This window comes from Rhodococcus maanshanensis NBRC 100610 (assembly GCF_001894865.1).
Classification (GTDB): Bacteria; Actinomycetota; Actinomycetes; order Mycobacteriales; family Mycobacteriaceae; genus Rhodococcus_G; species Rhodococcus_G maanshanensis.
In genome coordinates this window covers 65,367-88,170 of record NZ_BCXA01000016.1, presented here as the reverse complement: position 1 = coordinate 88,170, position 22,804 = coordinate 65,367, and the positions used below count along the sequence as shown (strand labels likewise).

20 protein-coding genes are annotated in these 22,804 nt (G+C 69.1%); 18 read left to right on the top strand and 2 right to left on the bottom strand.

Annotated elements, in window-relative coordinates; all coding sequences use genetic code 11:
• The first annotated feature begins 42 nt into the window (after positions 1 to 42).
• The 10 genes from RM1_RS08725 to RM1_RS08680 all read left to right on the top strand — a co-directional run bounded on the left by RM1_RS08725 (position 43) and on the right by RM1_RS08680 (position 11,996).
• On the top strand, positions 43 to 1,638 hold the full coding sequence (locus RM1_RS08725; protein WP_072750932.1) for a long-chain-fatty-acid--CoA ligase: 1,596 nt from the start codon (positions 43 to 45) through the stop codon (positions 1,636 to 1,638).
• Between the two features lie 62 nt (positions 1,639 to 1,700).
• Positions 1,701 to 2,555, top strand: coding sequence for an alpha/beta fold hydrolase (locus RM1_RS08720; protein WP_245816159.1), 855 nt, complete (start codon positions 1,701 to 1,703; stop codon positions 2,553 to 2,555).
• Between the two features lie 98 nt (positions 2,556 to 2,653).
• Positions 2,654 to 3,172: a winged helix DNA-binding protein gene (locus tag RM1_RS08715; RefSeq protein ID WP_072750930.1), complete on the top strand. Its 519-nt coding sequence runs from the start codon at positions 2,654 to 2,656 to the stop codon at positions 3,170 to 3,172.
• A gap of 127 nt (positions 3,173 to 3,299) precedes the next feature.
• Positions 3,300 to 4,634 carry an MFS transporter gene (locus RM1_RS08710; RefSeq protein ID WP_072750929.1) on the top strand — a complete coding sequence of 445 codons (1,335 nt, stop codon included), beginning with the start codon at positions 3,300 to 3,302 and terminating at the stop codon, positions 4,632 to 4,634.
• Between the two features lie 158 nt (positions 4,635 to 4,792).
• Entirely contained in the window at positions 4,793 to 6,430 is a 1,638-nt protein-coding gene (locus RM1_RS08705; RefSeq protein ID WP_072750928.1) for an AMP-binding protein, read from the top strand.
• A gap of 9 nt (positions 6,431 to 6,439) precedes the next feature.
• On the top strand, positions 6,440 to 8,107 hold the full coding sequence (locus RM1_RS08700; RefSeq protein ID WP_072750927.1) for a sigma-54-dependent Fis family transcriptional regulator: 1,668 nt from the start codon (positions 6,440 to 6,442) through the stop codon (positions 8,105 to 8,107).
• A gap of 87 nt (positions 8,108 to 8,194) precedes the next feature.
• Entirely contained in the window at positions 8,195 to 9,697 is a 1,503-nt protein-coding gene (locus tag RM1_RS08695; RefSeq protein WP_072750926.1) for an aldehyde dehydrogenase family protein, read from the top strand.
• 29 nt (positions 9,698 to 9,726) lie between these two features.
• Complete coding sequence (locus RM1_RS08690; protein ID WP_072750925.1) at positions 9,727 to 10,836, top strand: NDMA-dependent alcohol dehydrogenase; 1,110 nt, start codon at positions 9,727 to 9,729, stop codon at positions 10,834 to 10,836.
• A gap of 190 nt (positions 10,837 to 11,026) precedes the next feature.
• On the top strand, positions 11,027 to 11,290 hold the full coding sequence (locus tag RM1_RS08685) for a GlsB/YeaQ/YmgE family stress response membrane protein (RefSeq protein ID WP_174562934.1): 264 nt from the start codon (positions 11,027 to 11,029) through the stop codon (positions 11,288 to 11,290).
• 52 nt (positions 11,291 to 11,342) lie between these two features.
• Positions 11,343 to 11,996 (top strand): YoaK family protein, encoded by a 654-nt coding sequence (locus tag RM1_RS08680; RefSeq protein WP_072750924.1) that lies wholly within the window; start codon positions 11,343 to 11,345, stop codon positions 11,994 to 11,996.
• Here RM1_RS08680 and RM1_RS08675 read toward each other — a convergent pair.
• Positions 11,977 to 12,306: a YnfA family protein gene (locus RM1_RS08675; RefSeq protein WP_027500562.1), complete on the bottom strand. Its 330-nt coding sequence runs from the start codon at positions 12,304 to 12,306 to the stop codon at positions 11,977 to 11,979. The genes RM1_RS08680 and RM1_RS08675 overlap by 20 nt on opposite strands.
• A gap of 14 nt (positions 12,307 to 12,320) precedes the next feature.
• Entirely contained in the window at positions 12,321 to 12,920 is a 600-nt protein-coding gene (locus tag RM1_RS08670) for an SACE_7040 family transcriptional regulator (protein WP_092667761.1), read from the bottom strand.
• Positions 12,921 to 13,036: 116 nt separating this feature from the next.
• Here RM1_RS08670 and RM1_RS08665 point away from each other — a divergent pair, with 116 nt between their 5' ends.
• The 8 genes from RM1_RS08665 (at position 13,037) to RM1_RS08630 (ending at position 22,782) form a co-directional block, all read left to right on the top strand.
• Positions 13,037 to 14,614, top strand: coding sequence for a carboxyl transferase domain-containing protein (locus RM1_RS08665; RefSeq protein ID WP_072750922.1), 1,578 nt, complete (start codon positions 13,037 to 13,039; stop codon positions 14,612 to 14,614).
• Positions 14,615 to 14,619: 5 nt separating this feature from the next.
• Positions 14,620 to 16,665, top strand: a complete 2,046-nt coding sequence (locus RM1_RS08660) for an acetyl/propionyl/methylcrotonyl-CoA carboxylase subunit alpha (protein ID WP_072750921.1) — start codon at positions 14,620 to 14,622, stop codon at positions 16,663 to 16,665.
• Entirely contained in the window at positions 16,662 to 17,825 is a 1,164-nt protein-coding gene (locus RM1_RS08655; RefSeq protein ID WP_072750920.1) for an acyl-CoA dehydrogenase family protein, read from the top strand. The genes RM1_RS08660 and RM1_RS08655 overlap by 4 nt, the downstream gene beginning before the upstream one ends.
• Positions 17,822 to 18,307, top strand: a complete 486-nt coding sequence (locus RM1_RS08650) for a MaoC family dehydratase (RefSeq protein ID WP_072750919.1) — start codon at positions 17,822 to 17,824, stop codon at positions 18,305 to 18,307. Before RM1_RS08655 ends, RM1_RS08650 begins: the two co-directional genes overlap by 4 nt.
• Positions 18,304 to 19,149 carry an HpcH/HpaI aldolase/citrate lyase family protein gene (locus RM1_RS08645; protein WP_072750918.1) on the top strand — a complete coding sequence of 282 codons (846 nt, stop codon included), beginning with the start codon at positions 18,304 to 18,306 and terminating at the stop codon, positions 19,147 to 19,149. The genes RM1_RS08650 and RM1_RS08645 overlap by 4 nt, the downstream gene beginning before the upstream one ends.
• A 59-nt stretch (positions 19,150 to 19,208) precedes the next feature.
• A complete protein-coding gene (locus RM1_RS08640; RefSeq protein WP_072750917.1) occupies positions 19,209 to 20,405 on the top strand; it encodes an acetyl-CoA C-acetyltransferase in 1,197 nt (398 codons plus the stop codon).
• 71 nt (positions 20,406 to 20,476) lie between these two features.
• The gene (locus RM1_RS08635) at positions 20,477 to 20,821 is read left to right on the top strand and encodes a carboxymuconolactone decarboxylase family protein (RefSeq protein WP_072750995.1); all 345 of its coding nucleotides are present in this window, start codon (positions 20,477 to 20,479) and stop codon (positions 20,819 to 20,821) included.
• Positions 20,822 to 20,838: 17 nt separating this feature from the next.
• Entirely contained in the window at positions 20,839 to 22,782 is a 1,944-nt protein-coding gene (locus RM1_RS08630; protein ID WP_072750916.1) for an acetoacetate--CoA ligase, read from the top strand.
• Positions 22,783 to 22,804: the final 22 nt, after the last annotated feature.

Genomic DNA, 22,804 nt, shown 5'->3' with positions numbered 1-22,804 from the left:
GAACCGACCACCGTCACGACGACAATCGAAAGTGAGTTCAGCGTGCTGAACCTGTCCATGCTCCTGGAAGACTCCGCCCGCCGGTACCCCGACCGGGCGGCCCTGGCCCTCGGCGGGGAGCGGCTGACCTATGGGCAGCTCGACGCCCGTGCGAACCAGGTGGCGAACCTGTTGACGTCGCGGGGCATTCAGCCGGGAGATCGGGTGGCGCTCTCCTGCCCGAACCTGCCGCAGTTCCCGATCGTCTACTACGGGATCCTCAAGGCCGGTGCGGTGGTCGTGCCGCTGAACGTGATGCTCAAGGGCCGCGAAATCGCCTACCATCTGGCGGATTCGGGAGCCAAGGCGTACTTCTGCTTCGAGGGCGGCGCCGAGCTCCCGATGGGCGAGTTCGGTCGCGCGGGCTTCGATGCGACGGACGCGTGCCGGGAGATGTTCCTGATCACCTCGGACCCGGGCGACGTGGCGCCGGTCGACGGCGTCACCACCCTGACCGCCGCGCTGGAGGGCATGTCGACGGAGGCGGAGTCGGTGGTCCGCGAGGCGGGTGACGCCGCGGTGATCCTGTACACCAGCGGGACCACCGGTAAGCCCAAGGGCGCCGAACTCACCCACTCCAACATGGTGATGAACGCGGCGACGGCGAACCGCCTGTTCGACAGCAACCCGATCCGGCACGACAACTATCTGGTCACCCTGCCGCTGTTCCACTCCTTCGGGCAGACCGTCGTCATGAACGCGGGTCTCTCGGTCGGCGCCACCCTGGTCCTGCTGCCCCGATTCGAGGCCAAGGCCGCGCTGCGGCTGATGCTCGACGAGGCCATCACCGTGTTCGCAGGAGTTCCGACCATGTACTGGGCCCTGCTCGGTGCCCTGGACGCAGCGAACATGGCCGGCACCGCCGGCGCCATCGACGTCGGCCGGATCGCAGGCACCATGCGGCGGGCCATCTCCGGGGGCGCGGCGCTGCCGGTGGAGATCCTGACCCGCTTCGCCGAGCGGTTCGGGGTGCAGATCCTCGAGGGGTACGGGCTGTCCGAGTCCTCCCCGCTGGCCCTCTTCAGCGACCCCGAGCGGGACCCGCGCCCCGGTTCGATCGGCGTGCCGGTCTGGGGCGTCGAGGCGCGGTTGGTCGACGAGAACTGGAACACCGTGCCGGGCGCGGACGAGGTGGGGGAGCTCGCGCTGCGGGGGCACAACATCATGGCGGGCTACCTCGATCGCCCCGAGGCCACCGCCGAGGTGATGCACGACGGATGGTTCCGGACGGGCGACCTCGCTCGCCGCGACACCGACGGCTTCTACTACATCGTCGACCGGGCGAAGGACCTCATCGTGCGTGGCGGGTTCAACGTCTACCCGCGCGAGATCGAGGAGGTCCTGCTCACCCATGAGGCCGTCTCGCTCGTCGCCGTCATCGGCGTGCCGCACGAGAGCCACGGCGAGGAGATCAAGGCGTTCGTCATCCTAGAGCCGAACGCGCAGATCACCGAGGACGAACTGATCGCCTGGTGCAAGGAGCAGATGGCGAGCTACAAGTACCCCCGCTCGATCGAGTTCGCCACCGTCCTGCCGATGACCGCCACCGGCAAGATCCTCAAGCGCGAGCTCGCCGGGTTGTCTGAACCCGTGCGCTGAAATCGGCACGTCCACCGGCACCGCCCACATGGCGGTGGCGAGCGCTTCCTATGGTGTGGGGCGTGAATGAAACGATTGAGTTCCGCGGGGGAGCGGGGGCCATCGCCGCCGACCGCTGGACATCGGACGACGGGCTGGCCGGCCGCGGTGCGGTCCTGATGCTGCACGGCGGCGGCCAGACCCGGCACTCCTGGAATCGGGCCGCGGCGACCCTGTCGCGCGACGGCTGGACCGTCTACACCCTGGACGCGCGCGGTCACGGGGACAGCGACTGGGCGCCGGACGGCGACTACCAGGTCGACGGCCTGGTCGATGACCTGCGCGGGGTCATCGACCAGCTCGGTGAGATTCCGGTGCTGTTCGGGGCCTCCCTCGGCGGGATGACCGGGCTGATCGCGGAGGGTGAGAACCCCGGGCTGATGCGCGGCCTCGTCCTGGTCGACATCACGCCGAAGGTGGAGCCCGAGGGCGTCAAACGGATCGCCGATTTCATGCAGGGCAACCCGGACGGATTCGCCAGTCTCGACGAGGTCGCCGACGCGGTGGCCGCATACCAGCAGCACCGCAGCAGGCCGTCGAACATCGAGGGGCTGCGCCGGAACGTCCGGGAACGGTCGAACGGTCGCCTGTACTGGCACTGGGATCCGGCATTCGCCCAGCCGGGGGGAATGGGCGACATCATCACCTCCGACCACCACGGCCGGATGGTCGCGGCGGCGCGGGGCGTCGAGGTGCCGACCCTGCTGGTGCACGGCGGCAAGTCGGACATCGTCAGCACGGACGGGGTCGAGGAGCTGCTCGGGCTGATCCCGCACGCCACCGCCGTCAACGTCTCGGCCGCGGGGCACATGGTCGCGGGGGACGACAATGCCGTGTTCACCATGGAGGTCGGCGGTTTTCTCGACGGCTTGACCTAGCTGTTGACGCAGGTGACGGTCATCCAAAAGGATGTAGCTCGCCCCTGACCTTCGGGGCGGTGACGACGCCCGGTTTCGGGCACCAAGGAGAAACACAAATGGCCTTTGCAGGCAATGTCGATGAGCTGGCTCTGTTGCAGTCGGTGCGGCTGAAGGGTTCGGTGTCGGCGCCGGTGCTGGCCGTGCAGCTCGGGGTCACCGAGTCCTCGGCGCAGGCCGCGCTCGACGCGCTGATCGCGGCGGGCCGCGCCTCCGATTCCGGTGACGCCGGGGTCTCGCTCACCGACGCGGGGGTGGCCGAGCTCGAGGATCAGCTCGACGCCGAGCGCGTCTCCATCGACGAGGACCTGTTCGCGGAGGTCGTCGAGCGCTTCGAGCCGCTCGACGAGGAGTTCGCGGAGCTCACCGAGGACGATGTCGATGCGATCGTGGACCTCGACCGTCGCGCGTCGGACGTGTTCGACGACGTCTCCGCGTACGTCCCCCGCCTGGCGCGGTACCAGGAGCTGCTCGCGGATTCCCTCGACCGGGTGAAGTCGGGGGATTCGTTCTCCGACTCCTATGCCGTGGTCTGGTCCGAGCTGCGCCGCGAGATCCGGAGCGCATCCGAGCAGTAGCCCCGCGGTGACGTGGCTCACGCCACCCCCCTTTCGGGGGTAGTCGTCACGTGAGCCACGTCACTACCTTTCCTCGCAGTCAGTGACGCCCGACCGGGCGTCGCTCTTGGCTCGAGAAGAGGACCACATGACGACAGTGTCGCCAGTAGAAGGAACGGTGATCGCCGCGCCCCCGCGCACCAGCGTGCGCCGGGTTGCCGTCGCGAGTTGCATCGGCACCACCATCGAGTTCTACGACTTCTTCATCTACGGGACGGCCGCTGCGCTGGTGTTCCCGAAGGTGTTCTTCCCGGCGCTGGGATCGACGGCAGGGACGGTCGCCTCGTTCGCGACCTTTGCCGTCGCGTTCATCGCCCGGCCCGTCGGCGCGATGCTGTTCGGCCACTACGGTGACCGGATCGGCCGCAAGAAGACCCTGATCTCGACGCTGCTCCTGATGGGCATCTCGACCCTGCTCATCGGTCTGCTGCCCAGCGCCTCCACGATCGGTGTCGCGGCCCCGCTGATCCTCGTGCTGCTCCGCTTCGGGCAGGGCTTCGCGGTCGGCGGCGAATGGGCGGGCGCGACGCTGTTGACCGCCGAGTACGCACCGCCGGGCAAACGCGGCCTGTACGCGATGTTCCCGCAGCTCGGCCCCGCCATCGCCTTCATCCTCTCCAGCAGCACCTTCCTCATCACCGGGGCCGTACTCGGCGACTCGAACGAGACCTTCCTCAACTGGGGTTGGCGGGTGCCGTTCCTGTTCTCCATCGTCCTGGTCGGCATCGGCCTGTACATGCGCCTCGCCATCGAGGAGACCCCGGTGTTCCGCGCCAACCAGGCGCAGCGCGCACTCGACGGGCCGGACGCGGCGCCCCGAACCCTGCCGTTCCTCGACGCCTGGCGCTACCAGCGCAAGGAGATCCTGCTCTCGGCGGGCGCACTGGCCACCCTGTTCGCCTTCTTCTACCTCGGCACGGCCTTCCTCACCAGCTACGGAACCAAGACGCTCGGCTTCTCCAGGCCGTTCGTACTGATGGTCGGCATCGCCTCCGCGGTCGTCTTCGGTATCGCGATCATCGTCTCCGCGCTCTACTCGGACCGGATCGGTCGCCGCAAGGTGATCATGGCGTCCTGCGTCGCCGCGCTGGTCTGGGCGCTGGCCCTGTTCCCGATCCTCGACACCGGGTCGCCCGTCGCGTTCGTGCTCGGCATGTTCGGCACGCTCGCCATCTTCGGAATCGCCTACGGCCCCTGCGGTGCGCTGCTGCCCGAGATGTTCCAGACGCAGTACCGCTACACCGGCGCCGGACTGGGCTACAACCTGGCAGGCGTGCTCGGTGGCGCGATCCCGCCGCTGATCGCCGCGCCGCTCGCCTCCACCTATGGCAGCTTCGCGATCGGGCTCATGCTGGCCGGACTGTCGGTGCTGAGCTTCTTCTGCACCAAGGCCCTGGTCGAGACCAAGGACCACGCGCTCTAGCCACCCGCGGTCGGGGTGTCCGGAGCTTGGACAGTTACGGCCACCCCGCACCACCGACTATGTCGTAGGTCACATCAACACGAGTAGGTTCGACCACGGGAGGGCTCGCCACGGCGAGCCCTCCCCGAGGCGCTGCCGGCGCCCAGGAGAGGAAACACATGAGCACCGCACTGCCCAGCTACGCCTCGGGAGTCTGGGATGCCCCCATGCTGGGCGACACCATCGGGGACAACTTCGATCGGACGGTCGCGGCCCACGGCGGCCGTGACGCGCTCGTGGACCGGCCATCGGGCAGGCGATGGACCTACGCCGAACTCGCCGTCGACGTGAACGGCGTCGCGGCGGGTCTGCTGCAGCGCGGGATCGGCCTTGGCGACCGGGTGGGCATCTGGGCGCCGAACTGTCCGGAGTGGACGCTGATCCAGTTCGCCACCGCGAAGATCGGCGCGATCCTGGTGAACATCAACCCCGCCTACCGCTCGCACGAATTGCAGTACGTGCTCGACCAGGCCGGCATCAAGATGTTGGTCGCCGCGCCGAGCTTCAAGACCTCCGACTACGCCGGGATGATCGAGACGGTCCGGCCGCAGTGCACCGACCTGGAAGCGGTGATCCTGCTCGGCAGCACGGACTGGCAGGCGCTGGTCGAGGACGGGACCGCTGCCCAGGCCGCCGACCCCTCGATGCTGGCGACCGCGCAGGCCAAGCTCTCCGCCGATGATCCGATCAACATCCAGTACACCTCGGGGACAACGGGATTTCCGAAGGGTGCGACGCTCAGTCATCACAACATCCTCAACAACGGGTACTTCGTCGGGGAGTTGTGTCACTACACGGAGGCGGACCGGGTGTGTATTCCGGTGCCGTTCTATCACTGCTTCGGGATGGTGATGGGCAATCTGGCGTGCACCACCCACGGGGCGACGATGGTGATCCCGGGTCCGGCGTTCGATCCGAAGGCCACCCTGGAGGCGGTGCAGGCGGAGCGGTGCACGTCGTTGTACGGGGTGCCGACGATGTTCATCGCCGAGCTGGCGGATCCGGATTTCGACAGTTTCGATCTGTCGAGTCTGCGGACGGGGATCATGGCCGGTTCGCCGTGCCCGGTGGAGGTGATGAAGCAGGTCATCGAGCGGATGGGGATGGCGGAGGTGTCGATCTGTTACGGGATGACCGAGACGTCGCCGGTGTCGTTGCAGACCCGCTCGGACGACAGCATCGAGCAGCGGGTGTCCACGGTGGGGCGGGTGGGGCCGCATCTGGAGGTGAAGATCGTCGATCCGGCGACGGGGCTGACGCTGCCGCGCGGGGAGGCGGGTGAGCTGTGCACGCGTGGGTATTCGGTGATGCTCGGCTACTGGGAGAACCCGGAGAAGACGTCGGAGGCGATCGATGCGGCGCGGTGGATGCACACCGGTGACATCGGGGTGATGGACACCGACGGGTATGTGGCGATCACGGGCCGGATCAAGGACATGGTGATCCGGGGCGGCGAGAACATCTACCCGCGGGAGATCGAGGAGTTCCTGTTCACCCACCCCGACATCCTCGACGCCCAGGTGATCGGCGTGCCGGACGAGAAGTACGGGGAGGAGCTGATGGTGTGGATCCGGATGCGGGAGGGCGCGCTCGAGCTGGACGCGGACTCGGTGCGGGCCTTCTGCACGGGCAAGCTGGCGCACTACAAGATCCCGAAGTACGTCCACGTGGTGGACGAATTCCCGATGACGGTGACCGGCAAGATCCGCAAGATCGAGATGCGTGAGCAGTCTCTCGACCTGATCGGCCAGGGCTAGGGCCGGCCGATGAACCCCGGCGAGACGGACGGGCGGGCGGCGGTCCGGCCCGAGATCGCGCTGTCCTGGAAGCGATCCGCGCTGAGCGGCGTCGGCCCCGGGGACGGGTTCGACGCCGACCCGGCCACCGACCTGGACCTCTCCAGTCGGCTGTTGCGGGCCGCCCGCCCGATCCTCGACGAGGTCGCCATCCAGATCGCGGGCACGGGGCTGTGCCTCCTGCTCGCCGATCGCGATTGCCGGATCGTGGCCCGGGTGTTCGACAACCATCAGGTCGAGCGGCACCTGGAGAAACTCGGTGCGGTGATCGGCTCGCGGTTCGGTGAGGACACCGCGGGCACCAACGCGATCGGTACCCCGGTCGAGGTGCGGCGCGGGATCGTCATCAACGGGGAGGAGCACTATCTGGAGCGCTTGAAGGGTCTGAGCTGCTACGGGCACCCGATCCTGCATCCGGTGACGCACCGGGTCGAGGGGATCCTGGACATGACCTGTATTGCCCCGCGGGCGAACTCGCTGTTCGCGCCCTTTCTGCAACGCGCCGCTGCGGACATCGAGCGTCGGCTGCTCGAGGGGTCGCGGGCGTCGGAGCAGCGGTTGGTGGACGCCTTCCAGCGGGTCTCGCCCCAGCGCCATGTCGCCGTCGCCGCTATCGGCGAGGACATCCTGCTCAGCAACCGGACCGTGCTCGATCTGCTCGACGTGGCCGACCACGCCGCGCTGCGCGGGCTCGCGGCCGATCTCCTGCCGGACCAGTCGCGGACGGTGGACCTCGAGTTGGCGTCCGGGCAACTGGCGACGGTGCAGGCCGACCGGATCGCCGGAACAAACGGCGGCACACTGTTTCTGGTCGAGCACGTACACCGACCGCATGTGCCGATCCGGCGCCGCCCCGACGGTGCGGGTGTCGCGGACCGGGCGCGCGAGGAGTTGCGCCGGGTGCGCGGGAGTGCCGAGGCCGTTGCGATCGTCGGCGAGTCCGGTTCGGGCCGCACCACTGCCGTGCGCGACCTCGCGGGCGCCGACCCCGTGCACTGGACGGATGCCTCCCGGATACCGATCGTCGGGATCGACCGATGGTTGTCGGCGCTGCTCGAGCAGGCGGCCGCGACCGGCGGTGTGCTGGCCGTCGAACACGCGGACCTGCTGCCCGCGGCGACACTGCCCGTGGTCACCGACCTCCTGCCGGCCCAGGGCGGACCCCGGATGGTGCTGACGAGCGGCCCGATCGAGGATCTACCCCCTGCGACAGCGGCCATGATCGCGCGGTGCCCCGAACGCATCGTGGTGCCTCCGTTGCGTCAGCGGATCGGCGAACTGCCGGAGATCGCCCAGGCGATGCTCGACGAGATCGAGCCAGGGCTGAGCCTGACCTCGACCGCGCTCGAGGCGTTGGTGGCGGGGGAGTGGCCGGGCAACCTGACCGAGTTGCGGGTGGTGCTGGCCAGGACGGCGCGGGACCGGGCGAGCACCAGACTCGGGCTCGCGGACCTGCCCGACGCGTACCGGACCAGCTCGCGGGTCACCCGCCTCGCGGGCCGCGAGCGTGCGGAACGCCAGGCGATCATCGATGCGTTGCAGGAATGTGGCGGGAACAAGGTGCATGCCGCCGCGAAACTCGGAATCAGCCGCAGCACACTGTATTCGAGAATCCGCGCGCTCGACGTGACCCCCTGAGGCTGTCCGGAAGTCGCACAGTTATCCGCATCGGAACCGGCGAAGTATGGCGTGCATCACACACCTACTTTCTCGCAGGAGGAACCGATGACGGCGATCGCCGATTTCCCGCTCAAGTCCGAGGTTCATGCGTTCTTGACCGGCGGACCGAAGAAGCTGCTGATCGGCGGCGAATGGACCCCGGCCGCCTCGGGGCGCACCTTCCCGACCTACGACCCCGCGACCGGGAACGCGCTGACCGAGGTCGCGCACGGCCAGGCCGAGGATGTCGACCGGGCGGTGCGTGCGGCGCGGGCCGCGTTCGACGACGGCCCGTGGCCGGGCATGAAGCCGAACGAGCGCGAGCGCCTGCTCTGGCGTGTCGGTGACATCCTCAGCGAGCGGGCCGAGGAGTTCGGCCAGCTCGAGGCGCTGGACAACGGCAAGTCGGCGGGCATCGCCAGCGCGGTCGACGTGGCATGGGCCGCAGATGTTTTCCGCTACTACGCGGGCTGGGCAACCAAGATCGAGGGCAGCACGGTCAACGTGTCGATGCCCTTCGCGCCCGGCGCCCAGTTCCACGCCTACACGCTGCGCGAGCCGGTGGGGGTGTGCGGGCTGATCGTGCCGTGGAACTTCCCGCTGCTGATGGCCTCGTGGAAGCTGGCGCCCGCCCTCGCCGCAGGCAATACCGTCATCCTCAAGCCGGCCGAGCAGACGCCGCTGACGGCGCTGCTGCTCGGTGAGGTGTTCCAGGAAGCCGGGTTCCCGCCCGGCGTCGTGAACATCATCAGCGGATTCGGCGACGCGGGCGCCGCATTGTCCGCGCACGACGACGTCGACAAGATCGCCTTCACCGGCTCCACCGAGGTCGGGAAGAAGATCGTCGATGCCGCCAAGGGCAATCTGAAGAAGGTCTCGCTCGAGCTCGGCGGCAAGAGCCCGAACATCGTCTTCGCGGACGCCGATTTCGATGCCGCCGTGGAGGGTTCGCTCAACGCCTGGCTGTTCAACCACGGCCAGTGCTGTGTCGCGGGTACGCGACTGTTCGTCGAGGACAAGATCTTCGACGAGTTCACCCAGGCGGTCGCTGACGCGGCGAGCCAGGTGAAGATCGGGCCCGGCCTCGACCCGGCCACCCAGCTCGGCCCGCTCGTCTCGAAGGAACAGTTCGACAAGGTGACCGGCTACCTGCGCGAGGGTCTGGCGGACGGCGCAAGGGCGCTGACCGGAGGCAAGCGTTGGGGCGAGACCGGCTACTTCGTCGAGCCGACCGTCTTCGTCGACGTCAAGCCGGAGTTCAGCATCGTCCGCGAGGAGATCTTCGGCCCGGTGGTCGCGACCCTGCCGTTCAACGCGGAGGCAGGCGTCGCCGCGGCCGCGAACGACTCCATCTACGGTCTCGCCGCGGGAATCTGGACCCGCGACATCTCCAAGGCGCACCGCACCGCGCGGCAGATCAAGGCCGGCTCCGTGTGGATCAACCAGTACAACGGCTTCGACACCGCCATGCCCTTCGGTGGTTACAAGCAGTCCGGCTGGGGTCGCGAGCTGGGCGCGGCCGGACTCGATGCCTACACCATCACCAAATCCGTCAACGTCGCACTCTGACCCGCCCGTCCTCAGAAGGAGAATCACACATGAAGACCACCGCCGCAGTCCTGCTCGAGGCCGGAAAGCCGTTCGAACTGATGGAGCTCGAGCTCGACGGCCCCGGGCCGGGGGAGGTGCTGATCAAGTACACGGCCGCGGGGCTGTGTCACTCGGACCTGCACCTGACCGACGGAGACCTTCCGCCGCGCTATCCGATCGTCGGTGGGCACGAGGGATCGGGAATCATCGAGGAGGTCGGGCCCGGCGTCACCAAGGTCAAGCCGGGCGACCACGTGGTGTGCAGCTTCATCCCGAACTGCGGAATCTGCCGGTACTGCTCGACGGGCAGGCAGAACCTCTGCGACATGGGCGCCACCATCCTGGAGGGTTCGATGCCGGACGGCACCTTCCGGTTCCATTCCAAGGGAACCGATTTCGGTGCGATGTGCATGCTCGGCACGTTCGCCGAGCGGGCCACCATCTCGCAGCATTCGGTGGTCAAGGTCGATGACTGGCTGCCCTTGGAGACCGCCGTGCTCGTCGGCTGCGGGGTCCCCTCGGGATGGGGAACCGCGGTCAACGCCGGCAACCTGCACGCGGGAGACACCGCCGTCATCTACGGCGTCGGCGGCCTCGGCATCAATGCCGTGCAGGGCGCGGTCAGCGCGGGCTGCAAGTACGTGGTCGTCGTCGACCCCGTTGCGCTCAAGCGCGAGACCGCGCTGAAGTTCGGTGCCACCCATGCCTTCGCCGACGCGGCGAGCGCCGCGGAGAAGGTGAACGAACTGACCTGGGGCCAGGGCGCCGACGCCGCCCTGATCCTGGTCGGCACGGTGGAGGAGGAGGTCGTGTCCGCGGCGACCGCGGTGATCGGCAAGGGCGGCACCGTCGTCATCACGGGGTTGGCCGATCCGGCGAAGCTCACGGTGCAGGTGTCCGGCTGCGACCTGACGCTGAACCAGAAGACCATCAAGGGCTCGCTCTTCGGGTCGATGAATCCGCAGTACGACATCGTCAAGCTGCTGCGGCTCTATGACGCGGGTCAGCTCAAGCTCGACGAACTGGTCACCACGCAGTACCGCCTCGAGGACGTCAACCAGGGCTACGAGGACCTGCGCAACGGCAAGAACATCCGCGGGGTGATCGTGCACGCCTGACCGTCCGGCCGGGTCGCCCGGCCGACGGTCCCCCTCGGTGCCCCGCCCTCCGGTTCCCTCGGCCGGACGGCGGGGCACCGCCGGGTCGGGGCCACGCGAGGGTTCCTCTGGAGGACCTCGCCGTGTCACTATCAAGATCGACAACCCAGCACGCAGTCGCGCGACTGAGGTGGCACGAGAGGAGCCAACAATGATCGGCGACATCATCGGCACCATCATCTTCGGCGCGGTCATCGGCGTGCTCGCACGCCTGGTGATCCCGGGCAAGCAGGCAATGGGATGGGTCATCACCGTCGTGCTCGGCATCGCCGGCGCGCTCATCGGGTACTGGATCTGGGGCATGATCAGCGACACCGGCGACACGAAGGGCATCGATTGGTGGCGCTGGATCATCAGCATCGCGGCGGCGGCCGCACTGACCCTCGGCTACACCGCCCTGACCAGGAAGGAGTAGCCGAGGCCTGCGTGCTGTCGCGGCGTCGGCGACCGGTCCGGGTGGGGACCCAGTGGTAGTCGACGTCGGTCGCCGGACGTTCGTCCTCGCGGTGCTGCTCGCGGCCCTTGCGGGCTACGTCGACGCCATGGGGTACATCACCCTCGGCGGGTTCTTCGTCTCGTTCATGAGCGGGAACTCCACCCGCATGGCGGTCGGTGCGGTCGACGGCCACTGGCACGTCGCTGCTGTCGGCGCCGCGGTCATCGGGCTGTTCGTGCTCGGTGTGGTGCTGGGTTCGGTGCTGGGGCGGATTGCTCGCGCGCGCCGCAGAGCGGTCGTGATGTGCCTCGTCGCGGGCCTGTTGGTGACGGCGGTGGCAGCCTCGGCCATCGGCCCGCGGCAGGTGGTGATCGCCGCGCTGGCGCTGGCGATGGGGGCCGAGAACACGGTGTTCGAGCGGACCGGCGAGGCGTCGATCAGCCTCACCTACATGACCGGCACGCTGGTCAAGCTGGGGCAACGCATCGCCGCGGCGCTGACCGGCGGGCCGCGATGGGAGTGGGTGCGGTTCGCCGGGTTGTGGCTCGGCCTGGTGCTCGGGGTGGTCGCAGGCGCGGCGGTGCACCGCGGGGTCGGGCTGGCCGGCCTGTGGGTCGCGGTGGCGTTGGCGCTGCTGCTCGCCGTGCTGTTCGCGCGGGATCGGCTCAGCGCGGCGCGTACATGATGACGGCGACGCCTGCGAGGCAGATCAGCGCTCCCGTGACATCCCATCGGTCGGGTCGGAAGCCGTCCATGGCCATGCCCCAGAGCAATGAGCCCGCGACGAAGACACCGCCGTACGCGGCCAGGATCCGGCCGAAGTTCGCGTCGGGCTGCATGGTGGCGACGAACCCGTAGGCGCCGAGCGCGATCACGCCGAGGCCGACCCAGATCCAGCCGCGGTGTTCCCGCACGCCCTGCCAGACCAGCCAGGCGCCGCCGATCTCCAGCAGGGCGGCCACGACGAACAGGGCGACGGATTTCGCGACGGTCATGCGCAGGACCCTAGCTACACCCCGGGCGCGAGCGCCGCGGCCGTCATCGCGCGCAGTACCGCGCGGGTGTGGGCGGGGGCGGAGGGATTCACGCTGTGCGGGGTGGAGTTGATCAGGCCGAACGTCGCGTGCGCCTTGATCCGCGCATCCGACTCCGCCAGCTCCGCGTCGACCTTCCGGAGGACCTCGACCCATACCTCGACGTAGCGGCGCTGGAACTGCCGGACCTGCCTGCGTTCGGCCACGGGAAGTGACTCCAGGTCTCGGTCCTGCACGCGAATGAGGTCGGGCTCGCCGAGCGCGAAGTCGAGGTGGAACTCGATCAGTCCCGCGAGCGCCTCGTCCGGGCTCGAGGCCGCGTCGGCGACCGCGATAGCGCCCTCGAGCAGGCGGCGGCTGATGTCGACCAGCAGCTCCACCAGCAGCGCCTCCTTGTTGGGGAAGTGCCGGTAGACGGCGGGGCCGCTGATCCCGACCGCGGATCCGAGGTCCTCGAGACGAACCCCGGCGAACCCCCGCTCGGCGATCAGGCGGGCGGCAGCCTGCAGGAGCTGCCGGCGGCGATCGGCCTTCGCGCGGCCGCGCTTGGTCAGCGCCGAATCGTCGGGTGCCACGTCGACACCTCCCTTCAACCTGTGGGTCTGGACAACTCAGTTAATCATAGTTATCTTAGATTCGGTTATTGGCAATTAACTGACCGCGAGCCGATCCGAGCAGACAGGGCGACGACATGACCATCGACGGGGAGCGCAACCGGGGCGAGCACGTACGCCTGGTGACCGAGCTGCGCGAGCGGCTCGCGACCGCGGCGCTCGGCGGCAGTGAGCAATCGCGACAACGTCACGTGAGCAGGGGCAAGTTGCTGCCGCGCGAGCGGGTGGACGCCCTCCTGGACCCGGGCAGCCCGTTCCTCGAGTTCTCCCCGCTCGCCGCGAACGGCATGTACGACGACGAGTGCCCCGGCGCGGGCGTGATCGCAGGCATCGGCCGGGTCTCCGGCCGCGAGTGCGTCATCGTGGCCAACGATGCCACCGTCAAGGGCGGCACCTACTACCCGATGAGCGTGAAGAAGCACCTGCGCGCGCAGGAGATCGCGCTGCAGAACAACCTGCCGTGCCTCTACCTCGTCGACTCCGGCGGAGCCTTCCTGCCCCGCCAGGACGACGTCTTCCCCGATCGTGAGCACTTCGGGCGGATCTTCTTCAACCAGGCCAACCTCAGTGCCAAGGGCATCCCGCAGATCGCGGCGGTGATGGGTTCCTGCACCGCGGGCGGCGCCTACGTCCCCGCGATGAGCGACGAGGCCGTCATCGTGCGCAACCAGGGCACCATCTTCCTCGGCGGCCCGCCGCTGGTGAAGGCTGCGACCGGCGAGGTCGTCACGGCCGAGGACCTCGGCGGCGGTGACCTGCACTCGAAGGTCTCCGGCGTCACCGACCACCTCGCGGAGGACGATCAGGACGCGCTGCGCATCGTGCGCCGGATCGTCGCCACCTTCGGTCCGCGCACGGACCGGCCGTGGGACGTGATCCCGGCGGTGGAGCCCATCGCTCCGCAGGCGGAGCTCTACGACGTCGTCCCGACGGACCCGCGCACCCCCTACGACGTGCACGAGGTGATCACCCGGATCGTGGACGCGGGAGAGTTCCAGGAGTTCAAGGCCGAGTACGGCAAGACCCTGGTCACCGGGTTCGCCCACATCCACGGGCACCCGGTCGGCATCGTCGCCAACAACGGCGTGCTCTTCGCCGAGTCCGCGATGAAGGGCGCCCACTTCATCGAGCTGTGTGACAAGCGCAGCGTGCCGCTGCTGTTCCTGCAGAACATCGCCGGGTTCATGGTCGGCCGCGATTACGAGGCGGGCGGCATCGCCAAGCACGGCGCCAAGATGGTGACCGCGGTGGCCTGCGCGCGGGTCCCCAAGCTCACCGTGGTGATCGGCGGCTCGTACGGCGCGGGCAACTACTCGATGTGCGGACGCGCCTACTCGCCGCGGTTCCTGTGGATGTGGCCGAACGCGCGGATCTCGGTGATGGGCGGCGAGCAGGCGGCCTCGGTGCTGGCCACCGTCCGCAGCGATCAGCTCGACGCCTCGGGCAAGCCGTGGTCGGCGGAGGACGAGGAGTCCTTCAAGGCGCCGATCCGCGCGCAGTACGAGGCGCAGGGCAACCCCTACTATTCGACCGCCCGACTGTGGGACGATGGAATCATCGACCCCGCGGACACCAGAACTGTTCTAGGACTGGCACTTTCGGCGTGCGCTCAGGCGCCGCTCGAGCCGGTCTCCTACGGCGTCTTCAGGATGTGAGTGAAGTGACTGAATTTTCCACTGTTCTCGTCGCCAACCGCGGCGAGATCGCGGTCCGCGTCATCCGCACCCTGCGTGCCATGGGCATCCGCTCGGTTGCGGTGTACAGCGAGGCGGACGCGGGCGCGCGACACGTGCGCGAGGCCGACACCGCGGTTCTGCTCGGCCCCGCGGCGGCGCGCGAGAGCTACCTCGACATCGCGAAGGTCGTCGATGCGGCGAAGCGGACCGGCGCTCAGGCGGTGCACCCCGGATACGGATTCCTCTCCGAGAACGCAGCCTTCGCGGCCGCCCTCGAGGACGCCGGCATCGCCTTCCTCGGGCCCTCCGCCCGGGCCATCGAGGTGATGGGCGACAAGATCACCGCCAAGAACGCGGTGGCCGAGTTCGACGTCCCGGTGGTGCCCGGCATCGCCAGGCCAGGACTGACGGACGCCGAGCTGATCGCCGCGGCCGAGGACATCGGCTACCCGGTGCTCGTGAAGCCGTCCGCGGGCGGCGGCGGCAAGGGCATGCGCCTGGTCGAGGAGCCGGACAAGCTCGCCGACGCGCTGGCCAGCGCGCGCCGCGAGGCCGCATCCGCCTTCGGCGACGACACCCTGTTCCTCGAGCGGTTCGTGCTGCGTCCTCGGCACATCGAGGTGCAGATCCTCGCCGACACCCACGGCAACGTCGTGCACCTCGGAGAGCGCGAGTGCAGTCTGCAGCGTCGTCACCAGAAGGTCATCGAGGAGGCGCCCTCGCCGCTGCTCGACGAGGTCACCCGCGCCCGGATCGGCGAGGCGGCCTGCAACACCGCGCGCAGCGTCGACTACACCGGCGCGGGAACGGTGGAGTTCATCGTGTCGGCGGACCGGCCCGACGAGTTCTTCTTCATGGAGATGAACACGCGACTTCAGGTGGAGCACCCGGTCACCGAGATGGTCACCGGGCTCGACCTGGTCGAGTGGCAGGTCCGGGTGGCCGCGGGTGAGAAGCTCGGCATCTCCCAGGACGAGATCACCATGACCGGCCACGCGATCGAGGCCCGCGTCTACGCCGAGGACCCCGCCCGCGGCTTCCTGCCAACGGGCGGCCTTGTCCTCGACGTCGTGGAGCCGTCCGGCCAAGGGATCCGGATCGATTCGGGCCTGCGGGCGGGCACCGAGGTCGGCAGCGACTACGACCCGATGCTGTCGAAGGTGATCGCGCACGCCGCCGACCGCGCCGGGGCGCTGCGCAAGCTCGACCGGGCGCTCGCCGACACCGCGGTGCTCGGCGTGGTCACCAACATCGATTTCGCGCGGTTCCTGCTCGCGGACGCCGACGTCGTCGCGGGCCGCCTCGACACCGGCCTGCTCGACCGCAGGCTCGAGGACTACGTCGCGGCCGACGCCTCGGACGCGCAGTTCATCGCGGCAGGCGCCTACCGGTGGCTGACGCGCTGGCCGCAGGGCGCCGAGGCCGACCTGTGGGCGCGGCCGACCGGCTGGCGCGTCGGCGCCGCTGCGCCGACCAGCGTCCGGCTGGCCTCGCCCGCCCGCACCGACCACGTGCGGATCGTCGGCACGCCCGGCGACGCGACGGTGTCGATGGAGGACGGTGAAACACGCACGCTGACAGCATCGTTGGACGGTTCGACGCTGTCGGTCGCGGTGGACGGAATGCGGGCGAGCTACCTGGTGGCCGCCCATGACGGACACATCTGGCTCTCGGGCAGCGACGGGACCGCGGTCCTGCGCGAGGTTCGGGAGGTCAGCGTCCGCACGGGCGACGCGCACGCGGGGGAGGCCGAGATCACCAGCCCGATGCCGGGCGCCGTCATCGCGGTCGGCGTGGAGCACGGCGCGACCGTCACCGCGGGCACCGCGGTGGTCGTGGTCGAGGCGATGAAGATGGAGCACTCGCTGACCTCGCCCATCGACGGCACGGTCGAGCTGCTCGTCGCGGCGGGCGACCAGGTGAAGGTCGACCAGATCCTCGCTCGCGTGATCCCGCACGCACCCGAAACACCCGATAACTCAGGACAACCCGAACTCGCAGAGACGACCACGAAGGGCGCCGCGTCATGACCGATTACCTCTCCTCCGGATCGCTGCCCGACGAGTACCAGCAGCTCGCGAAGGCGGTCCGCGACTTCGCGCAGACCGTCGTCGCGCCGGTCGCCGCCGAGCACGACGCCAACCACACCTTCCCGTACGAGGTCGTCGCCGGGATGGCCGAGCTGGGCCTGTTCGGGCTGCCATTCCCCGAGGAGTACGGCGGACAGGGTGGCGACTACTTCGCGCTGTGCCTCGCCCTCGAGGAGCTCGGCAAGGTGGACCAGTCCGTGGCCATCACCCTGGAGGCAGGCGTCTCGCTCGGCGCGATGCCGATCTACCGCTTCGGAAACGAGGCGCAGAAGCAGGAGTGGCTGCCGCAGCTCACGAGTGGCAAGGCGTTGGCCGCGTTCGGCCTCACCGAGCCGGGAGCCGGCAGCGACGCGGGCGGCACCAGGACCACCGCGAAGCAGGACGGCGGCGACTGGATCATCAACGGCAACAAGCAGTTCATCACCAACTCGGGTACGGACATCACCCGGCTGGTCACCGTCACCGCGGTCACCGGTGAGAAGGAGAACGGCACGAAGGAGATCTCCACCATCCTGGTGCCGACCTCCACACCGGGGTTCACCGCGGAGCCGGCGTACAACAAGGTCGGCTGGAACGCCTCCGACACCCACCCGCTGACCTTCCAGGATGTCCGGGTGCCGCAGGAGAACCTGCTGGGCGAGCGCGGACGCGGCTACGCGAACTTCCTGCGCATCCTCGACGAGGGCCGGATCGCGATCGCGGCGCTGAGCGTCGGTGCGGCGCAGGGCTGCGTGGACGAGTCGGTCAAGTACGCCAAGGAGCGCGAGGCGTTCGGCAAGCCGATCGGCGCCAACCAGGCCATCGCCTTCAAGATCGCGCGGATGGAGGTGCGCGCGCACGTCGCCCGCACCGCTTACTACGACGCGGCCGCACTCATGCTGGCGGGCAAGCCCTTCAAGAAGCAGGCCTCCATCGCCAAGCTGATCGCCAGCGAGGCCGCGATGGACAACGCTCGTGACGCCACCCAGATCTTCGGCGGCTACGGCTTCATGAACGAGTACCCGGTCGCCCGCCACTACCGGGACAGCAAGATCCTCGAGATCGGCGAGGGGACCACCGAGGTGCAGCTGATGCTGATCGCGCGCGAGGCCGGGCTGTGAGCGAGCCGGACCGCAAGAGGGTCGTCCAGCGCGGGCTCTGGTTCGAGGAGTTCGAGACCGACGTCGTCTACGAGCACCGCCCCGGTCGCACCGTCACCGAGGCGGACAACGTCCTGTTCACCACCCTGACGATGAACACCCAGGCGTTGCACCTGGACGCCGCCTTCAGCGAGCAGTTGCCGCCGTTCAACGAGCGGCTGGTGAACTCGATGTTCACGCTGTCCACCCTGGTCGGTCTGTCGGTTGCCCAGCTCACCCAGGGGACGATCGTCGCCAACCTCGGGTTCTCCGAGATCTCGTTCCCCAAGCCGCTCTTCCACGGTGACACCATGTACGCCGAGACGGTGATCACCGACAAGCGGGAGTCGAAGAGCAGGCCGGGCGAGGGCATCATCACCCTGGCGCACACCGCACGGAACCAGCACGGCGACGTGGTGGCGACGGCGGTGCGCAAGACGCTGGTGCGAAAGAGGCCGTCATGACCACGAATTCCGGTCACACCTCGGGCCCCGACTCGTGGGCACCGCCCGGCCCGGCCTGGCTGTTCTGCCCTGCGGACCGGCCGGAGCGCTACGCGAAGGCCGCGGCCGCAGCGGATGTCGTCATCCTCGACCTCGAGGACGGCGTCGCCCCCGCGGACAAGGCAGCGGCCCGTCGCGCGCTGATCGACACCCCGCTCGACCCCGAGCGCACCGTGGTGCGGATCAACGCGGCAGGCACCGAGGATCAGGCGCTCGACCTGGAGGCGCTGCTGCAGACCCGCTACCCCAGGGTGATGCTGCCCAAGTGTGAGTCGGCGGAACAGGTGCGCTCGCTGGCCCCGCGCGAGGTGATCGCCCTGATCGAGTCTCCGCTCGGCGCCCTGACGGTTGCCGAGTCCGCACAGGTCGCGAACGCGATCGGGGTGATGTGGGGCGCGGAGGACCTGGTGGCAGCGCTCGGCGGGAACGCCAGCCGCCACACCGACGGCTCCTATCGCGACGTGGCCCGGCACGTGCGCTCCGGATCGCTGCTCGCGGCCAAGGCGCACGGTCGGTTCGCGCTGGACTCGGTCTACCTCGACATCAAGGATCAGGGCGGCCTCCGCGCCGAATCCCTCGACGCGGTCGCGGTCGGGTTCGACGCCAAGGTGGCGATCCATCCGAGTCAGGTCGCCGTGATCCGGGCCGCCTACGAACCCAGCGCGGAGGACCTCGCCTGGGCGCGCAGGGTGCTCGCCGCGGTGTCCGAGGAGCGCGGGGTATTCGCCTTCGAGGGGAAGATGGTGGACGCGCCGGTGCTTCGGCACGCGGAGGCGATCGTCCGCAGGAGTGAATCGTTGTGAACAGTTCGGTGGCCGTGAAATCCAAAGGCACTGAGAAATCTGAAGGGAACAGCAAGCTGATGTCCGAGTCCACTGTCATCGTCGCCGGAGCCCGCACCCCGATGGGGCGGCTCCTCGGTTCGCTGAAGGGCTTCTCCGGGTCCGATCTCGGCGGCATCGCCATCAAGGGCGCGCTGGAGAAGGCGGGCGTCGCGCCCGAGAGCGTCGAATACGTGATCATGGGTCAGGTGCTCACGGCGGGCGCCGGTCAGATGCCCGCGCGCCAGGCGGCCGTGGCCGCCGGCATCCCGATGGACGTGCCGGCCCTGTCGATCAACAAGGTGTGCCTCTCGGGCGTCGACGCGATCGCGCTGGCCGACCAGCTGATCCGCGCGGGGGAGTTCGACATCGTGGTCGCTGGTGGCCAGGAGTCGATGAGCCGCGCACCGCACATGCTCGAGAAGAGCCGTGAGGGCTTCAAGTACGGCGACGTGACCATGCGCGACCACATGGCGTACGACGGTCTGCACGACATCTTCACCGACCAGGCGATGGGGCTGCTGACCGAACAGGTCAACCAGCAGGAGGCCACCCACATCACCCGCGAGGAGCAGGACGCGTTCGCTGCGGCCTCGCACCAGAACGCCGCGCGCGCATGGAAGAACGGCCTGTTCGACAACGAGGTCGTGCCGGTGGAGATCCCGCAGCGCAAGGGCGATCCGATCGTCTTCGCCGAGGACGAGGGCATCCGCGCCGACACCACCGTCGAGTCCCTGAGCACGCTGCGCCCGGCCTTCAGCAAGGACGGCACCATCACCGCAGGCTCGGCCTCGCCGATCTCCGACGGCGCCGCAGCAGTGGTCGTGATGAGCAAGACCAAGGCGCAGGAGCTGGGCCTGAGCTGGATCGCCGAGATCGGCGCGCACGGCGTGGTCGCCGGCCCCGACTCGACGCTGCAGTCGCAGCCGGCGCGCGCGATCGCCAAGGCCTGCGCGAAGGAGGGCATCGCCCCGACCGATCTCGACCTCGTCGAGATCAACGAGGCCTTCGCGGCCGTCGGCATCGCGTCGACCCGCGAGCTCGGACTCGACCCGGCCAAGGTCAACGTGAACGGCGGCGCGATCGCCGTCGGACATCCGCTCGGCATGTCCGGCGCGCGGATCGCCCTGCACCTGGCGCTGGAACTGCAGCGTCGCGGTGGCGGCGTCGGAGCGGCGGCGCTGTGCGGTGGCGGCGGTCAGGGTGACGCCCTGATCATCCGGGTCCCCGCGCAGTGACCGGACGGGTCGAGGGCCTGCCGGAGGGCGACGGCCGGTTCGACGCCGGCCTCGCCGTCCGGCGTGAGGTGATGGGCGACGACTTCGTCGATCGCGCGCTGACCCGTGACCTCGGCACCGACAGCGAGGCCATCCAGCGGCACATCACCGAGACGGTGTGGGGTTCGGTCTGGACCCGCGACGGTCTGAGCCGACGGGACCGCAGCCTGCTGAACCTGGGCATGCTGACGGCGCTGCGCGCGGACTCGGAGCTGCGCGGGCACGTCCGTGGGGCGCTCCGGAACGGTCTGAGCCGCGAGGAGATCACCGAGGCGATCATCCACACCAGCGGGTACTGCGGCGCGCCAGCCGCGCTCGCCGCCATGCGAGTGGTGCAGGAGGTCCTCACTGAGGACCTCGGGCCGAAAACAGACTGACTGAGAGGACGAACCGCATGGAATCGCCACAGCCGCAGTGGGAACCGACACGCGACGACGTGCGGAACGCCCGGATCACCGATTACGCCTCGTGGGTGGAGCGGGAGTACTCGGTGTCGGTGCCCGAGTACCACTCGCTGTGGCGATGGTCGGTCGAACACCTCGACGATTTCTGGCGGTCGGTCTGGGACTACTTCGAGGTCCGGTCCGCGACGCCGGTCGGCGAGGTGCTCGCGCAGGACCGGATGCCGGGGGCGGTGTGGTTCCCGGGGGTCCGGCTCAACTACGTGGACCAGGTGCTGCGCAACGAGCGTGCGGACCGGCCCGCCATCGTCTATTCCGGCGAGACGGCCGACGAGGACGTCACGATGTCGTGGGCGGAGCTGCGCAGGCAGGTGGGCGCACTTGCCGCGACCCTGCGGGCGAGCGGGGTCGGTCCTGGCGACAGGGTGGTCGGCTACCTGCCGAACATCCCGGAGACCGTCGTGGCCTTCCTCGCGACGGCGAGCCTCGGCGCGATCTGGGCGGCCTGCGGACAGGACTACTCGGCCCCGGCCGCGCTTGACCGACTTGGCCAGCTCGAACCGTCGGTCCTGATCACTGCGGACGGCTACCGCTTCGGCGGGAAGGGGCACGATCGCCGTGACTCCATCGCGGAACTGCGGGCCGGGATGCCGAGCCTGACGACGACCGTGCTCGTGCCGCGGCTCGGTGTGGACGCCGACCCCGAGGGCGTCGTGTCCTGGGCGGAGGCGACAGCGGGAGAGGCGCCGCTCGAACCGGTGGACGTCGACTTCGACCATCCGCTGTGGGTGGTGTTCTCCTCGGGTACCACCGGTCTGCCGAAGGGGATCGTGCACGGGCACGGCGGCGTGATCCTCGAGCACCTGAAATCGGTTGCCCTGCAGATGGACATCGGGCCCGAGGACACCTTCTTCTGGTACACCAGCCCGAGCTGGATGATGTGGAACTTCCAGGTCGCCGGGCTGCTGGTCGGCGCCACCATCGTCTGCTACGACGGCAACCCTGGCTACCCGGACGTCGATTCGCTGTGGGCGCTCACCGCGCGGCACCGGGCCACCGTGCTCGGCACCAGCCCGGGTTATGTGCTCGCCTGCGCGAAGGCGGGCGTGGTCCCGCGCCGTGACCACGATCTGAGCGCGCTGCGCGCGGTCGGGATCACCGGGTCCACCCTGCCTGCGTCGTCCTCGCTGTGGATTGCCGAGAACGTCGGTGTGCCAGTGGCTTCCATCACGGGCGGCACGGACGTCGTCTCCGCGTTCATCGGTGGCGCGCCCACCGTCCCGGTCTGGCCGGGTGAACTGTCCACGCCCTTCCTCGGGGTCGCGCTCGAGGCCTATGACGAGGGTGGCGTGCCCATCCGTGGTGACGTGGGGGAACTGGTCATCACCAAGCCGATGCCGTCGATGCCGATCCGGTTCTGGAACGACCCCGACGGAAAGCGGTACCACGACGCATATTTCGATGATTTCCCCGGAGTGTGGCGGCACGGCGACTGGATCACCATCACCGAGCGGGGGAGCGTGCTGATGCACGGCCGCTCGGACTCGACGCTCAACCGCAACGGGATCCGGATGGGTAGCGCCGACATCTACCAGGCCGTCGAACGCCTGCCCGAGATCACCGAGGCGCTCGTCATCGGGGCCGAGCAGCCGGACGGCGGGTATTGGATGCCGCTGTTCGTGGTGCTCGCGGACGGCGCCGTGCTCGACGGCGCGCTCGAGGACCGGATCAAGTCGACGATCCGCGAGCAGGCGTCGCCGCGGCACGTCCCCGACGAGATCATCGCGGCGCCCGGTGTCCCGCACACTCGCACCGGCAAGAAGCTGGAGGTGCCGATCAAGCGAATGTTCCAGGGCGCCGACGCGGACCGGATCCTCGACCGGAGCGCGATCGACGCGCCCGAGCTCATCGACTGGTACCTCCAGCAGAAGCGCTGACCCCGCGGCGGGTGTGCGGCCC

Coding starts and splice junctions, on each gene's coding strand:
- RM1_RS08715 (WP_072750930.1), top strand. CDS start 2,654: ATGGCCTTTGCAGGCAATGTCGATGAGCTGGCTCTGTTGCAGTCGGTG.
- RM1_RS08710 (WP_072750929.1), top strand. CDS start 3,300: ATGACGACAGTGTCGCCAGTAGAAGGAACGGTGATCGCCGCGCCCCCG.
- RM1_RS08705 (WP_072750928.1), top strand. CDS start 4,793: ATGAGCACCGCACTGCCCAGCTACGCCTCGGGAGTCTGGGATGCCCCC.
- RM1_RS08700 (WP_072750927.1), top strand. CDS start 6,440: ATGAACCCCGGCGAGACGGACGGGCGGGCGGCGGTCCGGCCCGAGATC.
- RM1_RS08695 (WP_072750926.1), top strand. CDS start 8,195: ATGACGGCGATCGCCGATTTCCCGCTCAAGTCCGAGGTTCATGCGTTC.
- RM1_RS08690 (WP_072750925.1), top strand. CDS start 9,727: ATGAAGACCACCGCCGCAGTCCTGCTCGAGGCCGGAAAGCCGTTCGAA.
- RM1_RS08685 (WP_174562934.1), top strand. CDS start 11,027: ATGATCGGCGACATCATCGGCACCATCATCTTCGGCGCGGTCATCGGC.
- RM1_RS08675 (WP_027500562.1), bottom strand. CDS start 12,306: ATGACCGTCGCGAAATCCGTCGCCCTGTTCGTCGTGGCCGCCCTGCTG.
- RM1_RS08665 (WP_072750922.1), top strand. CDS start 13,037: ATGACCATCGACGGGGAGCGCAACCGGGGCGAGCACGTACGCCTGGTG.
- RM1_RS08655 (WP_072750920.1), top strand. CDS start 16,662: ATGACCGATTACCTCTCCTCCGGATCGCTGCCCGACGAGTACCAGCAG.
- RM1_RS08645 (WP_072750918.1), top strand. CDS start 18,304: ATGACCACGAATTCCGGTCACACCTCGGGCCCCGACTCGTGGGCACCG.
- RM1_RS08640 (WP_072750917.1), top strand. CDS start 19,209: ATGTCCGAGTCCACTGTCATCGTCGCCGGAGCCCGCACCCCGATGGGG.
- RM1_RS08635 (WP_072750995.1), top strand. CDS start 20,477: ATGGGCGACGACTTCGTCGATCGCGCGCTGACCCGTGACCTCGGCACC.
- RM1_RS08630 (WP_072750916.1), top strand. CDS start 20,839: ATGGAATCGCCACAGCCGCAGTGGGAACCGACACGCGACGACGTGCGG.